Origin of the sequence: Rhizorhabdus argentea, assembly GCF_037861105.1 — a bacterium.
GTDB lineage: Bacteria > Pseudomonadota > Alphaproteobacteria > Sphingomonadales > Sphingomonadaceae > Rhizorhabdus > Rhizorhabdus argentea.
In genome coordinates this window covers 19058-32365 of record NZ_JBANFK010000027.1, presented here as the reverse complement: position 1 = coordinate 32365, position 13308 = coordinate 19058, and the positions used below count along the sequence as shown (strand labels likewise).

At 59.9% G+C, this 13308-nt stretch carries 14 protein-coding genes; 8 read left to right on the top strand and 6 right to left on the bottom strand.

The window, feature by feature from the left end; translation table 11 throughout:
* Positions 1 to 20 precede the first annotated feature (20 nt).
* Positions 21 to 815 carry an acetoacetate decarboxylase family protein gene (locus AAC645_RS18110; protein ID WP_340317984.1) on the bottom strand — a complete coding sequence of 265 codons (795 nt, stop codon included), beginning with the start codon at positions 813 to 815 and terminating at the stop codon, positions 21 to 23.
* A gap of 121 nt (positions 816 to 936) precedes the next feature.
* On the opposite strand from AAC645_RS18110, the gene AAC645_RS18105 reads away from it, so the two are divergent.
* From AAC645_RS18105 to AAC645_RS18095, 3 genes are read left to right on the top strand one after another with little or no spacing between them, the layout of a single operon-like run.
* Positions 937 to 2199: an acyl-CoA dehydrogenase family protein gene (locus AAC645_RS18105; RefSeq protein WP_340317983.1), complete on the top strand. Its 1263-nt coding sequence runs from the start codon at positions 937 to 939 to the stop codon at positions 2197 to 2199.
* The gene (locus tag AAC645_RS18100; protein WP_340317982.1) at positions 2196 to 3344 is read left to right on the top strand and encodes an acyl-CoA dehydrogenase family protein; all 1149 of its coding nucleotides are present in this window, start codon (positions 2196 to 2198) and stop codon (positions 3342 to 3344) included. Before AAC645_RS18105 ends, AAC645_RS18100 begins: the two co-directional genes overlap by 4 nt.
* Entirely contained in the window at positions 3331 to 4125 is a 795-nt protein-coding gene (locus AAC645_RS18095; RefSeq protein WP_340317981.1) for an enoyl-CoA hydratase/isomerase family protein, read from the top strand. The genes AAC645_RS18100 and AAC645_RS18095 overlap by 14 nt, the downstream gene beginning before the upstream one ends.
* On the opposite strand, the gene AAC645_RS18090 is transcribed toward AAC645_RS18095, so the two are convergent.
* The 5 genes from AAC645_RS18090 to AAC645_RS18070 form a co-directional block, all read right to left on the bottom strand.
* Entirely contained in the window at positions 4112 to 4438 is a 327-nt protein-coding gene (locus AAC645_RS18090; RefSeq protein WP_340317980.1) for a Rieske (2Fe-2S) protein, read from the bottom strand. The genes AAC645_RS18095 and AAC645_RS18090 overlap by 14 nt on opposite strands.
* Positions 4439 to 4605: 167 nt before the next feature.
* The gene (locus AAC645_RS18085) at positions 4606 to 5343 is read right to left on the bottom strand and encodes an SDR family NAD(P)-dependent oxidoreductase (RefSeq protein WP_340317979.1); all 738 of its coding nucleotides are present in this window, start codon (positions 5341 to 5343) and stop codon (positions 4606 to 4608) included.
* A gap of 11 nt (positions 5344 to 5354) precedes the next feature.
* Positions 5355 to 5579 (bottom strand): lipoyl domain-containing protein, encoded by a 225-nt coding sequence (locus AAC645_RS18080; RefSeq protein WP_340317978.1) that lies wholly within the window; start codon positions 5577 to 5579, stop codon positions 5355 to 5357.
* 15 nt (positions 5580 to 5594) lie between these two features.
* A complete protein-coding gene (locus AAC645_RS18075; RefSeq protein WP_340317977.1) occupies positions 5595 to 6575 on the bottom strand; it encodes an alpha-ketoacid dehydrogenase subunit beta in 981 nt (326 codons plus the stop codon).
* Positions 6572 to 7600 (bottom strand): thiamine pyrophosphate-dependent dehydrogenase E1 component subunit alpha, encoded by a 1029-nt coding sequence (locus AAC645_RS18070; protein WP_340317976.1) that lies wholly within the window; start codon positions 7598 to 7600, stop codon positions 6572 to 6574. The genes AAC645_RS18075 and AAC645_RS18070 overlap by 4 nt, the downstream gene beginning before the upstream one ends.
* 281 nt (positions 7601 to 7881) lie before the next feature.
* Between AAC645_RS18070 and AAC645_RS18065 the strand changes: the two genes are divergently transcribed.
* From AAC645_RS18065 to AAC645_RS18045, 5 genes are all read left to right on the top strand, one after another.
* Entirely contained in the window at positions 7882 to 9276 is a 1395-nt protein-coding gene (locus AAC645_RS18065; protein ID WP_340317975.1) for an aromatic ring-hydroxylating oxygenase subunit alpha, read from the top strand.
* Positions 9277 to 9417: 141 nt separating this feature from the next.
* The gene (locus tag AAC645_RS18060) at positions 9418 to 10380 is read left to right on the top strand and encodes an NAD-dependent epimerase/dehydratase family protein (RefSeq protein ID WP_340317974.1); all 963 of its coding nucleotides are present in this window, start codon (positions 9418 to 9420) and stop codon (positions 10378 to 10380) included.
* Positions 10381 to 10557: 177 nt separating this feature from the next.
* On the top strand, positions 10558 to 11097 hold the full coding sequence (locus AAC645_RS18055; protein WP_340317973.1) for a nuclear transport factor 2 family protein: 540 nt from the start codon (positions 10558 to 10560) through the stop codon (positions 11095 to 11097).
* 120 nt (positions 11098 to 11217) lie between these two features.
* Positions 11218 to 12279, top strand: coding sequence for an LLM class flavin-dependent oxidoreductase (locus AAC645_RS18050; RefSeq protein ID WP_340317972.1), 1062 nt, complete (start codon positions 11218 to 11220; stop codon positions 12277 to 12279).
* Positions 12280 to 12390: 111 nt separating this feature from the next.
* Complete coding sequence (locus AAC645_RS18045) at positions 12391 to 13308, top strand: LysR family transcriptional regulator (RefSeq protein WP_340317971.1); 918 nt, start codon at positions 12391 to 12393, stop codon at positions 13306 to 13308.

Below are 13308 nucleotides of genomic sequence, written 5' to 3'. Positions count from 1 at the left end.
TCTGTACTCCGCCCCATGCTTCAGGCGATCCTTCTGGTGGCTTGCCGGTCGATCGTGGCTTCCCCTCGACCGTAGAAGGCGCGAATTTCGCCCTGCAGCGGAACACCGCGCAGCGTTGCAATTGCCGCTTCGGAGAAGGGGGCATCGCTTCCGCTCGGCTTCGCGAACGTCAGCGCGCCGCGTCCCGTCGCGGCTGTACGGTAATTCCAGCGCATCACGTTCACGAGCGGATAGTCCACATCGCAACTGCCGTTCGGACCGGGAATATATTTCCACCCGAACGTGCGCACCTCGCCGGCGCGGGCGTTGACGCGATCCAACGCCGGAGCGGCAAGCGGTGCCAGGTCCGTCGCCTCACCCTGGAGCAACAAGGCATCCTCCTCGAAGCAGCTGAACCTGTAACCCCCTTCGACCTCGACGCTGTCGGGAATGTTTCCGAGCAGCTTCGGCAGCCCCATGAACTCGCGACCGGCGATCAGCGCGCCGGCCTTATTCACCCACAGCACGGGCGCATAGGCAGCGGCGATGGTGCCATCATTTCCTTCATGGATGGCACTGACGGTGACGACAATTTCATTGTAACCGCGACCGCCCAAATAATCGACGTCGTTATACTGTACATAGGCAAGGGAAAGAACCGGCGCATCCGGAGAGCGGAACTGGTTGGGCAGGAGCGTTTCCGCGGCATCCCGAGAAATCGGGGCGCTCAGAACGATGGCATGCGCATCCTCGATCACTGTTTTATCCGGAACCGAAGACGGACCGAACAAGGCTGGCATGTCGTAGCGACGGCCTTCTAGCGGCCAAAAGGCCATAGTTGATCTCCTCCTCGGACCCTTGGCTATGGGTCTCAAGCCGCACAATGTATCATAACGCCTATTAGAATTACCTTGACAGTGAGGGCAGGGTCAAGTGTAGAAATATCGCATGGTCCACATGACAACGCTCGGGCAGGGGCTGCAGCCTGCCGCCCCCCAGTCCACGACATCGCCCGACCGAAGCGGGTCGCAGCTGTTTGGGCCCGAACTGGAGGATTTCCGCTCGGAGGTTCGGAGTTTTATCCGCGAAAACCTCGATCCGGCGATAGCGGAACGGACGCGGCGCATCTCGTTCTTCGAGAACTGGGACGACAAAGTCAGCTGGAATAAAACGCTGCACCAGCGGGGCTGGTCGATGCCGCATTGGCCGGTTGAGTATGGTGGATGTGGCTGGTCGGCGTTGCAGATTCACATTTTCGAACAAGAGTGCTTCGCTGCAGACGCGCCTCGCGTTCCATTCATGGGGCGCTACCTGGTTGGCCCGGTGATCTACACGTTCGGAAGCGACTGGCAGAAAGAACGTTTCCTTCCGCGAATATTGGCGGGTGAAGAGACCTGGGCGCAGGGCTTTTCCGAGCCTAATGCCGGTTCGGACCTGACCTCTCTGAGGACGCGCGCCGAGCTGATCGATGGCGAATTCGTGGTTAATGGCCAGAAGATGTGGACCACCGACGGTCATGTTGCGGATTGGGGCTTCTTCCTGGTGAGAACGGACCCGACCCAGACGCGTGGCCGCGGGCTTTCATTCATCCTGATCGATCTGCGCAGTCCTGGCGTTACCATCCGGCCGATCCGGACTATCGACGGTCGCCAGCACGTCAACGAAATCTTCCTCGAAGACGTGCGCGTGCCCGAGCAGAACCTTGTCGGCGAGGCGGGGCGAGGATGGGACTATGCAAACTTCCTTTTGGGTAACGAACGAACCACCAGCGCGGAGATCTATTGGTCCAAGCGCGAACTAGCCAAGGCACGGCACCTCCTGCAATCGCGGGCCGCCCGTGCGTTCAACCTTGACGCGGTTCGCACGCGCCTCGCACGGGCGGAAATGGATGCGCTGGCGCTGGAGTTCTCCGTTCTTCGCGAACTATGTGGGGGGGACGGTGTCTCCGAGGAAACCGCCGTCGCATCCAGCCTGAAGGTCCGCGGAGCCCGGCTGCAACAGCGCATCTCCGAACTTCAGATGGACATCATCGGCATCCGGGCCCTCCGCATGTTCGATGAAGAGGATATCCTGGCGCACGATGAGACCCGCGCGCCGTTGTGGCCCAATATCGTGGTAGGGAAAACGTCCAACGCACTGTTGCTGTGCGGAGCGTCGATCTATGGCGGCTCCGAGGAAATCCAGAAGAATATCATTGCGAAACGAGGATTTGGCCTGTGATTACGGAGAGCCTTTCCTTCAAGCCGTCCGACGAGCAGGGCCTGCTATTGGATTCCGCAGAACGGTTCGTTCGCGATTACACCTCGCGCCACGCCATTGCCGCCATCGAGTCCCGAGCGGAGCCGTTCGATCGCTCCCTGTGGCATCAACTCGCCGAACTGGGCTGGCTCGCGCTCGCGACCGGCGAGGAGTTCGGCGGCCTCGGGGGCTCAGCCGGGGATATTGCCGTGCTGATGCGAGGACTCGGCCCTGCGATGCTTCGCGAGCCGCTAATATCCTCCTCGGTACTTGCGACTACACTGATCGAGCGCGTCGCACCCGAGGTCGGGCGTGACCTGCTGGAAAAGGCGGCGATCGGCGAGGTCGTCTTCGCGGTCGCACATGAGGAGTTCGCTCCTAATGCTCCGGAGAGTGTCATAGCGTCACCAAAGGGGCAGGGGTTCAGCCTGTCCGGCGCCAGCCTGGCCTGCTGGAATGCCCCTGATGCCGACACCTTGCTGGTGCTGACCCGCATGGCGGGAAGCCACGCATTGGCGCTTTTTCTGGTCGAAGCCGGCGCGGCTGGCCTCTCGCTTGATTCCTACGGACTCATCGACGGATCAACGGCCGCGGACCTCATATTCGCCGACGTCGAGGTCGATCAGGCGAGCCTTCTGGGTTCCGGGCCAAAGGTGGAGGCCGCTTTCGGAGAGGCGGTTGACAAGGCCATCATTGCGCATTCGGCCAAGATCGTAGGCATCCTGCGCGCGACGCTCGATCAGACCAGCGAATATCTGAAAACTCGTGAGCAGTTCGGCGGGCCGCTCTCGCGCTTCCAGGCGCTCCAGCACCGTATTGCCGAGATGTTCGTCCAGTTCCAGGATGCGACCGCGGCGCTGGAGTTCGCCGTGCGCGCCTTCGACGGCGGATGCCCCATAGAACGACAGATGCTGGTTTCGGCAGCCAAGGTCGTCATCGCCGAGGCCGCGCGGTACATCGGCGCGCAAAGCATCCAGTTGCATGGCGGAATCGGGGTGACCGAGGAGTATCAGGTCGGCCATTATCACCGAAACATCCTCCTCTTCGAGAAGATGTATGGAGATACGGGCTTCCATATGTCTCGTTATGAACAATCGATTGCAGTAAGGCTGAATGATGACCGCTGATCCGCAGTTCGAACAGATTTCGTTCAGACGGCAGGGGCGTATCGCCTATGCGTCCTTCAATCGCCCGGATGTCCTCAACGCGTTCAGCCGGACCATGGAGCGCGAGCTCTGCGATCTTTTATACTTCATCACGCGAGATCCCGACAGCGATGTGCTCGTGCTTTCGGGCGAGGGCCGGGCGTTCAGCGCCGGCGCGGACTTCGCGTTCATGCAGGAAAATATCGATCACCCCGAACGTTTCGACATCACCAGCGCGAAACAGGTGGTCTTCTCGCTCCTCGACTGCCCAAAGCCGATAATCGCCAAGATCAATGGCGACGCGGTTGGCCTCGGTGCGACGATCGCGCTCTTTTGCGACATAAGCTTCGCAGCGGACACGGCGAAAATCGGTGATCCTCACGTCCGTGCCGGATATGTGGCAGGCGACGGTGGCGCCGCGATCTGGCCGTATCTGATAGGTTTTGCCCGAGCCAAGGAATTCCTGTTCACCGGGGACCTTCTTGCGGCGCAGCGCGCTGCAGATATCGGCCTGATCAATCACTGCGTGGCGCCGAACGAGCTGGACGAGCGGGTGGATGCGTTTGCCGAAAAGCTTGCCCGCGGCGCTACCCTTGCGATCCGCTGGACCAAGATGACCGTGAACGTCTCGCTCAAGCAGATCGCGACGGCAACGCTGGACGCGGGCATGGCCTATGAGGCGCTCTCAAACATGACGGCCGACCACCGAGAGGCCGTTGCGGCTTTTAAGGAAAAGCGGCGGCCGGTGTTCAAGGGTGTTTGACGTCGATGCCGATCATCACATCACCGTGGTGCATATGCACGGGAAAGGTCTGAATAGATCGAGATGCGGGAAAACCGCCGGACTTGCCCGTCCTGACGTCGAATTGTGCAGAGTGGAACGGACAGATCAAATGGTAGCCGAGCAGCCTCCCGCCATCGAGAGGCTTTGCCATATGTGAGCACCGGTTGGCGACGCAATAGACGGTCTTCCGAACAAGCATCAGGAGGACTTCCCGCGACGCCACGGTGAAGAGCCGAAATTCACCCTCCTTGAGATCTGACAGTTTGCAGACCTGCACGTAGGTCGTCGTCACCTTCCTGGGCACCTCTTGGGTTGCATCATGGACCGTCGGCTGATGGGGATGATCCTGACGCGCTAGAACAGCGAAAGACGCTCGCTCATCGCATTCAGGCCTTGTCTTGGCAATCCCCGCAGGCGGCCGCGCCCTTGCTTTCCTGTCCACAACGAAACACGGACAGACTAAAGGGTGCTTAACAGATGGCCGCCATCAACGGTGATGACCGAACCGGTCATGTACCGCGAAGCATCGGATGCCAGCAGCAGCAACGGCGCATCGAGATCCGACATTTGTCCCAGCCGCCGTTGCGGGATCCGCTTGATCAGCGCCTCGCCGGCAGCGGATTGGAAGAAGCTGTCGTTGAGCTCGGTAGCCAGGTAGCCGGGCGCGATCGCATTGACGCGGACGTCGTACCGCGCGAGTTCGAGCGCGAGCTGCTTCGTCAGCTGGATTATCCCTGCCTTGGACACCGCGTAGGGAGTTACCTGACCCCCCTGCCGTAAACCAAGTATCGAGGCGATGTTGATGATCGAGGCGCCCGCGCCTTTGTCGCGCGCGCGCCGTGCCACCTCACAGGCCATGAAGAAGGCGCCGGAGAGATTGGTGTCAACAATCGATGACCAATCCTGCTCCGTCTGGTCCAGCACCGGTTTGGTGTTGGTCACGCCGGCATTATTGACGAGGATATCGATATCGCCCGCTTCGTCGAGCGCCGACCGGATGGAAGCGTTGTCGGTCACGTCGAGTTGAACCGCGCGCGCGTTTTCGCCGATGCTAGCGACGAGCGCATCCAACGCCTGCTTACGCCGGGCACCCACCACCACTCGCGCCCCGGCCGCCGCCAGTGTGCGTGCGAAATGTGCGCCTAAACCGCTGGAGGCTCCCGTAACGAAAGCCCGCTTACCCTCGACGTCGAGCATCGTGGCTAGGCTCAAAGGATCTCGCCCAGCACATATCCCACCGGGTAGGTTTCCCCGGTCTCGGCCAAGATCTTGAGGGTGCCGCTGGCGGGCGCATCGACTTCCTGTGTCGATTTGTCGCTTTCCAGCGCGTAGAGGGGCTCGCCCTCCTTCACGTCACCGCCATCGGCGACCAGCCATTCGCTGAGGATTCCCTCGCTCATCGAAAAGCCCAGTTTGGGAAGCAGAATCTGCATGGATGGCGCCTCCGATCAAGGCAGCGTCGAACGGATGGCGTCGACGATCTTCGCGACATCCGGCACGTGCGCGGTTTCGAGCGGTTTGGAAAAGGGCACGGCATTGAATGATCCGCCGACGCGCCGCACCGGCGCCTTCAGGCTGCCGTGAAGCTGTTCGGCGATTTCCGCGGCAATTTCCGCACCAACCCCGAAGTTCCTTACGGCCTCGTGTACGACCACCGCACGGCCGGTCTTGCGCACGGACGCCAGCACGGTTGCGGCGTCATAGGGAGCGATCGTACGAAGATCGACCACCTCGACCGATATACCTTCGGCGCCCAGCTGCTCGGCGGCTGCCGCCACCTGGTTGACCATGAAGCCGTAGCTGATGACGGTCACATCATGGCCTTCGCGAGTCACATTCGCGCGGCCTAGCGGGATCAGCTTGCCACGCTCCGGTGCCTCACCGGCGACGAAATAGGTCGCGAGATTCTCGATGAAGAGAACCGGATCCTCGTCGAAGATCGCAGAAAGCAACAGGCCGTAAGCCTCGGCGGGAGACGAGTATGTAACAACCTTGATACCGGGAGTATGCGCAAACCAGGCCTCAAGGTAATCGGAATGTTGCCCGCCGTTGCCGACGCCCGCGCCCGTCATCGTGCGGATCACCATCGGAACATTGGTCTGACCGCCAGACATATAGCGCAGCTTCGCCGCATGATTGGTGATCATGTCCATCGCCACGGTGGTGAAGTTCATCAGCATGATCTCGGTCACGGGGCGCATTCCCGCGAGCGCTGCGCCGATGCCTGCACCGATGATGGCCTGCTCCGAGATAGGAGTTGAACGCACGCGCGCGTCGCCGAATTCGGTCGAGAGACCCTTTGTCACGCCGAGCACACCGCCGCCCTCCGGATCGGCAAGATCTTCGCCGATGACGATGACATTCTCATCTTCGGCAAGAGCGTCACGCAGGGCGAGATTCAGCGCCTGGATCGAATTTATTTTTTTCATGCCCGGTCCACCTGAACATCGAATTTTTGGTGAAGGCTCACCTTGGGCTGGCTCTCTTCCGCACATACGTCGCGAAAGAGTTCGGCGGGCTCGGGCCAGGGACTCGCGAGCGCGAACGCCTCGGCTTCCTCGACCTCGGATGCGATTTCCGCCTCGATCGCGGCAAGCTCGTCCTCGCTGGCCATTCCGTCGCTCAACAGCTTCGAGCGAAAGGCTGGCACCGGGTCGGCCGACAGAGCGTCGCGGAACTCATCCTTGGGGATATAGGCAGAATCGTCGCCGAGCAAATGGCCTTCGAATCGGAAGGTATGAGCCTCGATCAACGTCGGGCCCTCGCCCGAGCGCGCCCGCTCGACGGCCTCACGTCCCGCCCGCCACATGGCAGCAGGATCGTTACCGTCCACCGATATACCGGCCATGCCATAGGCCGCCGCGCGCCCTGCGACACTGCCGCCGCCTGTAAACTTGCCGAAAGCCGAGTGCTCGGCATATCGATTGTTCTGGCAGAGGAAGATCACCGGCAGCTTCCACACGGCCGCCAGGTTCAGCGACTCATGGAAGGCACCGATGTTCGACGCCCCGTCGCCGAAATTGGCGATCGTGACCCGTTTTTCACCGCGGACTTGCGAAGCCAACGCCAGGCCCGTCGCGATTGGCATGGAGGATCCAACCACCCCGGTCGTCACCATCACCCCCTTGTCCGGGTAGGTGATGTGCATCGGGCCGCCCTTGCCCTTGCAGCTTCCGGAGGCCCGGCCGGCATATTCCGCCCAGATGATCCTGGAGGGTACGCCTTTCGCGAGTTGATCATGAATGCCGCGATAGATGGTGCAGATATAGTCGTCGTCCGTCAGGCTTACGGACAGCGCCGCCGGAATGATTTCCTGGCCCCGCGGAGAGTAGTAGATCAGGTTCATCCGCCCAGCCTTCGCGCTCGCGCGAATCCTCTCGTCGTTATGCGCGATGAGGTATACTCTGCGATAGATTTCCAGGAGCGTCTCGCGTCCCGGCGCTTGTTCCGCCATAATGTTCAAGCCTCACTCCATCCGCTCCAGGTTTACACGACACCCGCCTGGCTAAACGACAATTATTCTAAGAAGGGTTATTTTTATAGCAAGCGGAAACTTCGGTTAAAGGCAAGTCCAAACCTTAGCGCGGGCGCCGCCATCCCGTCGGACCATGTCCCGTACGCCGCTTTTCAAACAGAAGTTAGTTTTTGATGTTGATCGGCTGGACGCGTCGCGATATGCTCCACGCTATCATGGCCGGGGGCGCTCGAGCTACCCGCCTTTCGGGAGAAGGTTTCGTGACAAGCACAGGCCCGCTTAGGCAGCCCTTTGATTACCGGGAAGGCATTCGCTCCTATGAGAGCGTACCGGCCGACTCGATTCTGGCGAAGGCTCCATATGTCGACAACGGCACCGATCGTATCGATCCCCGGCGCTACACCGACCCGGCGGAATCTGCGCTCGAGTGGGAAAAGCTGTGGACCAAGGTCTGGAATCTGGCCGGCATAGAATCGGATATCCCCAATCCGGGGGATTGGTTCAAATATGATCTGGGCAAGGAGAGCTTCCTTATCGTCCGTGGCGATGACGGCAAGGTTCGCGCTTTTTACAATGTCTGCCCTCACCGCGGCAACCAGATCGTCAGAAACGATTTCGGCACGGTAGGCGACACGTTCAGCTGCGCTTTCCATGGCTGGAAGTTCGCCAAGGATGGCGGACTGCGCGAAGTGAAGGAGCCGGAGACCTTTCGTCCGGAAGCCCTCGCCTGCGCGACAGGCCTCACCGAGGTTCGCTGCGATATCTGGGCTGGCACGGTGTTCATCAACATGGATGACAATGCCGAGCCCTTGCTCGACTTCCTGAGCGTTTTGCCGTCGCACCTCGATCCTTATCAACTCCAGAACTATCGCGTCTTCGATGACATCGAATATGTGTATGACGCTAACTGGAAGACCACCCTCGATGCGTTCGTAGAGTTTTACCACGCAGACCAGATCCATCCGGAGCTGGGCGAGGCGATGGAAACCTATTTCTGCCAATATGACCTGTATCCCCGGGGTGTCAGCCGGATGATCTTGCCGTTCGGCAACTCACCCGACAAGCTGTCCGACACGGAGAGCGTCAACGAGGTGCAGAAGGCGATGGTTCGCCAGTGGGAAGGTGATCCCGAGGAGTGGAGCCATCTGAAGGGTTATGAGTATAAGAAGGCGATGATCGAGGTGAAGCGCCGCCTTGCCAAGAAGGCTGGGTGGACCCACTGCGACAACCTTAGCGACGATCAAATGGTTGACGATCTCAACTATTTCATCTTCCCCAACGTGACGACGAACACCTACTCCGACGTCAATTACTTCCAGATCTTTCGCCCGCACCCCACCGATCCGATGAAGTGTATCTGGCGTTCGATCACTCTGATACCACCGGCGAAGCACCCGGAGTTCCGCCCGCTCGAACTCGCCAGCTTGGGCCAGGGCACAGTCGGCGAGGCAGGCTGGGACGGCACTGTCCGTCCGCCCACGCGTCGCGTGACCGATCCAGCCGACACGGGCTATGTGCTCGAGCAGGATGCGCTATTGGTGCCGGGCGTGCAGCGCGGGATGGAGTCCCGCGCATTCAAGGGTTACATCCTTAGCGAACAGGAGAGCCGCATTCGGCACTATCTGGCCGAGCTGGACCGCTATCTCGAACGCTGAGCTGACGACTGCCGGTTGAACATTTGCGAGAGCCGCGCAGCCGAGTGTCGGTGCGCGGACCAGCCGGTGATCTGCGGTTCATCTCTGGCGAACCATTGCAGCGATGGGGATCGGCGCGCTCGCAATTTCTAGGATGATGCTATGGGCCATGTTCTCGTCACCGGCGGCAGCGGCAATATCGGTATGTATGCGGTAGCCGAATTTATTCGGCGGGGGCATCAGGTGACCGTTCTAGATCGTGAGACCGCAGCGCCCATGTTGATGGAGGTGGCGCCGGAAGCGAAAATCGTCGCTGGTGACATTCTCGACGTCGAGCATCTGTCCGATGTCATCCGGAATGGGAGGATCGACAGCATCCTTCATCTGGCCGCCTATCTCGGGCCGGAGTCGGTCACGTCTCCGATCAAGGCAATGGACGTGAATTGCCGCGGCACCGCGAATATCTTTGACCTGGCCATCCAACACGGGGTGCGCCAGGTTTGCTGGACGAGTTCGATCGCCGCGGTCGGGACACTGCCCGATTACGACGGCAGGCCGGTCGATGAAAGTTATCGGATCGCGTCGACCACGACGTACGGAGCCAGCAAATATTACGGCGAGCTGATCAGCGCTATTTATCGCGGGCGCGGCCTGGATGTAAGGTGCGTCCGGGCAGCGTTCGCCTTCGGCCTCGGCAAGCTCACAGGTAGCTGGGGCGCCAATTATAATCGGGTGATCTATAACGCCGCGCTCGGCAAGCCGTCGATCTTCCCGTCCTGGGCAAAGACCGGCATGCAGATGATCTACAACAAGGATCAGGGTAAGCTCTGCGTGGAGGCGACTCTTTCACCGCCATCGGAGCACTGGTTGTTCAACACGCCTACCGAGAAGGCGTTCTCGGAAGAGGAGGTTATCGACCTCATCCGGGATGTCGTTCCGGATGCCGACATAACGCGGGACTATACTCCGCCCCCAGGTTCTGCCTTTCCGCCGAATGTCGACGGCAGCCGCGCGGTCCGTGAACTTGGTTTCTCGCCGGATTATAGTGTGCGCGACGGCATAGCGGAAATGGTCGACTATTACCGTCGCGATGGGCATCGCGCCGTTCAATCGGTGCAATCCTGAATGTCTCTCCGAATTGTCGACGTTGCGGCTTGCGCAAACGCTGCCGATGCATAAAGTACAATTGATCTTAGAATGGCGGCGGGGAACCTGGCGTTTCCGCCCCAAAACAGGAGCTGCACTTTGAAGAAGCAGCTCTTCCAGTTGTTCGTTTAAAAAACCACCGATGGAGAGTGATGCATGGCGGATGTTTCCAGTCAATTCTCGCTTGAAAGAGCGGCCGATCGCCTCGAGATCCAGCACCGGGTCTATCAATATTGCCGTGGTGTCGACCGGCTGGATTACGCCACGGCCCGCGATGCCTTCCATCCCGATGCCTTCGATGACCACGGCTACTACAAAGGCGATGTCGATGGTCTCCTGAAGGGCATCTTCGAGCGCCATAAGGCTGTACCATTCTCGTTCCACCTGATCGGCAATGTCTTCATCGAATTTTCCAGCCAGGATGAGGCGATGTGCGAGTCTTACGCACTCACATGGTTGGATGCAGGCAAGACGCCGGAAGATGAAGAGAAGTCGATGCTCATCGCTAACCGCTTTGTCGATCATTTCACACGACGCGAGGGAGCGTGGCGCATTGCGAAACGAACCGTATTGCCGGTGACGGCGACCACTTTCTCGGGCCCGCCGCCTATCCCGACCAAGGACTGGACTCAGCCCACTCGTGATATGAACGACCCGTCACAGCTGCTGCGGAAAGCTCTCGGCTTGATCGTGTGACGGTGGCTGGCGGAGATCAGCTTCGATCGCCAGATCTCGAATGAGCGCCCGGACGGCACCCAAACTCTACGGACCGCTCCTTTCTGACATGGGCGCGCGACAGCATTAATGGAGGCAGCAATGCGATTTGGCTTTTCGATACCCACGCTGACGGCATTCCCGCGGTCGACTGAGAATTATGAGGGCGGCACGCGCATCCGATACGAGCGGACGTACGAAATCTGCCAGCTCGCTGAGGAACTGGGCTATGACTTCGGCACCATCGGCCAGCACCGCTTCAGTCCTGAAGTGATCGACGCTTCGGCACCGCTAATGGTGCTCGCTGCGCTCGCCGCGAAGACCAAGACGCTCAAGCTCTGCACCAACATAACGCTGATCGCGACGCATCCTGTGATCGATTTCGCCGAGCAGGTCGCTACGGTGGACGAAATCTCCGGCGGGCGGCTCATTCTGACAGTCGCCCTCGGTTACCGGCCCTATGAATATGAAAGCGTAGGGCTCAACTTCAAGGAACGCGTCGGGCGGCTGGAAGAGGGCGTCGAGATACTGCGTCGGGCCTGGCGCGGCGGCCCTGTGCATTTCGACGGTAAATATCTCAAAGTGCCGGGCGTCGTCATCACTCCTCCGATCACGCAGGAGGGCGGTCCGCCGATCTGGATAGGAGCCGACGTTGAGAAGGCGATCAGCCGCGCCGCACGGATCGCCGACGGCTGGGTCGCGGTCAACACGGAGACGATCACCTCGCTCACTCCCAAGATCGCACGGTTCAAGCGCGAGGCCGCCGAGCATGGCAACAAGGGCACGGTCGCGATCGTGCGCAAGGTCGGCGTCGGCAAGACGCGCCAGCAGGTCGAAGACGAGTGGTTTCCGGATATCCTCAAGGCGTTCCAGACCTATGTTCATCACAACGTGGTGTTCGAGAACAAGGAGTTCGAGGAGGTCCTGAGATCCGGCAAATCGATGCGCCTGAACGACTTCCCGGATGATCTGTTTGTCGCCGGAACCCCCGGCGAGTGTATCGACCAGATCCGCGACATCCAGCGCAAAACAGGCTGCGAATATATAATTTGCGACTTCGGTCGCGCAGCGCACGGCGCTCCCTATGACCGGCTGCGCGAAATGATCGAGCTGTTCGGACGAGAGGTGATCCCGGCATTCTCACCCGCGGAGGCAGGTGTATGAGGGGGGAGGCTTGGTGCCACAAGTCGTGCCATCGCGATCATGACGGGGGAATTTCTAAACTATGCTAGAAATGCAATTGACTACCACATAATTGCGGTCTACGCATGACTCGTGGACGCAAAAGTGGATCTTGCTGGCCTCGGCCACGCCATTGCCGTAGCGCGGGAAGGAAGCTTCAGCGCCGCCGCTGAAGCGCTGGGAGTATCGCAGTCTGCTATATCACGAAGCATTCAGGCGCTCGAATCCCTCTACGATACGCGCCTGTTTGAACGCGCCAAGCTCGGAACGAAGCTGACGAAGGACGGCGCCGCTTTTCTGAAGATCGCAGAGGATATCGTCCGACGCGCGCACCTCGCGAACGACCAGCTTCGTAGAGTTCCCAGCGGCGGGACGGCCCCGGTGCGCATGGGTGTCGGCCCCCTGATTGCCGCGACCCTGCTGCCGCGGCTGCTACCCAAGCTGATCGCGGAGGGAACGCAAATCGAGGTCAATGTCGCGTCTAGTCGGGCGCTTCAGCTCGAACTTCAGCAGGGTATGCTGGATTTCTGCATCTGTGCGATAAGCAGGCTCGAATATCTATATGCCGCCAACGACTTCGAGGTGCATCGCGTAACTCCTGGATCATTTGGTTTGATCGTCAGAGATGGACACCCAATTCTTGCTGAAGGCGCTACGCCCCAGAACCTGGCAAAATACCCTACCGCTTCCGGTTCTTTCTTGCGGGACAGTGTCGCTCCTTTTTCCTTCGACTATTACGGACTGCAGCTTCCAAGCGTAGAAGTCGATGATTACAACCTCTTGGTCGAGTTGGCTGTGCAGACCGATATCATCATCATCGCCAACCGCCTGCTCGCCCACACGCACCGACAAAAAGGGGTAACATCCCTCCCGCTGGCAATAACCGCGGGAGAGCACGCCGACGTGGTGGTAATATCTTTGAAGGATGGCCTTTCGTCGAAGGCGAAGCGCGCGATCGAGGTGTCGGCTGAATATGCTGATACCATGATGGAAGTCGTTAACTCCGGATAA

Bases quoted from the DNA above. Each gene is read 5' to 3' on its own strand.
- AAC645_RS18060 (WP_340317974.1), top strand. From the start codon at position 9,418: ATGGGCCATGTTCTCGTCACCGGCGGCAGCGGCAATATCGGTATGTAT.
- AAC645_RS18075 (WP_340317977.1), bottom strand. From the start codon at position 6,575: ATGAAAAAAATAAATTCGATCCAGGCGCTGAATCTCGCCCTGCGTGAC.
- AAC645_RS18105 (WP_340317983.1), top strand. From the start codon at position 937: ATGACAACGCTCGGGCAGGGGCTGCAGCCTGCCGCCCCCCAGTCCACG.
- AAC645_RS18085 (WP_340317979.1), bottom strand. From the start codon at position 5,343: ATGCTCGACGTCGAGGGTAAGCGGGCTTTCGTTACGGGAGCCTCCAGC.
- AAC645_RS18055 (WP_340317973.1), top strand. From the start codon at position 10,558: ATGGCGGATGTTTCCAGTCAATTCTCGCTTGAAAGAGCGGCCGATCGC.
- AAC645_RS18050 (WP_340317972.1), top strand. From the start codon at position 11,218: ATGCGATTTGGCTTTTCGATACCCACGCTGACGGCATTCCCGCGGTCG.
- AAC645_RS18095 (WP_340317981.1), top strand. From the start codon at position 3,331: ATGATGACCGCTGATCCGCAGTTCGAACAGATTTCGTTCAGACGGCAG.
- AAC645_RS18070 (WP_340317976.1), bottom strand. From the start codon at position 7,600: ATGGCGGAACAAGCGCCGGGACGCGAGACGCTCCTGGAAATCTATCGC.
- AAC645_RS18080 (WP_340317978.1), bottom strand. From the start codon at position 5,579: ATGCAGATTCTGCTTCCCAAACTGGGCTTTTCGATGAGCGAGGGAATC.
- AAC645_RS18110 (WP_340317984.1), bottom strand. From the start codon at position 815: ATGGCCTTTTGGCCGCTAGAAGGCCGTCGCTACGACATGCCAGCCTTG.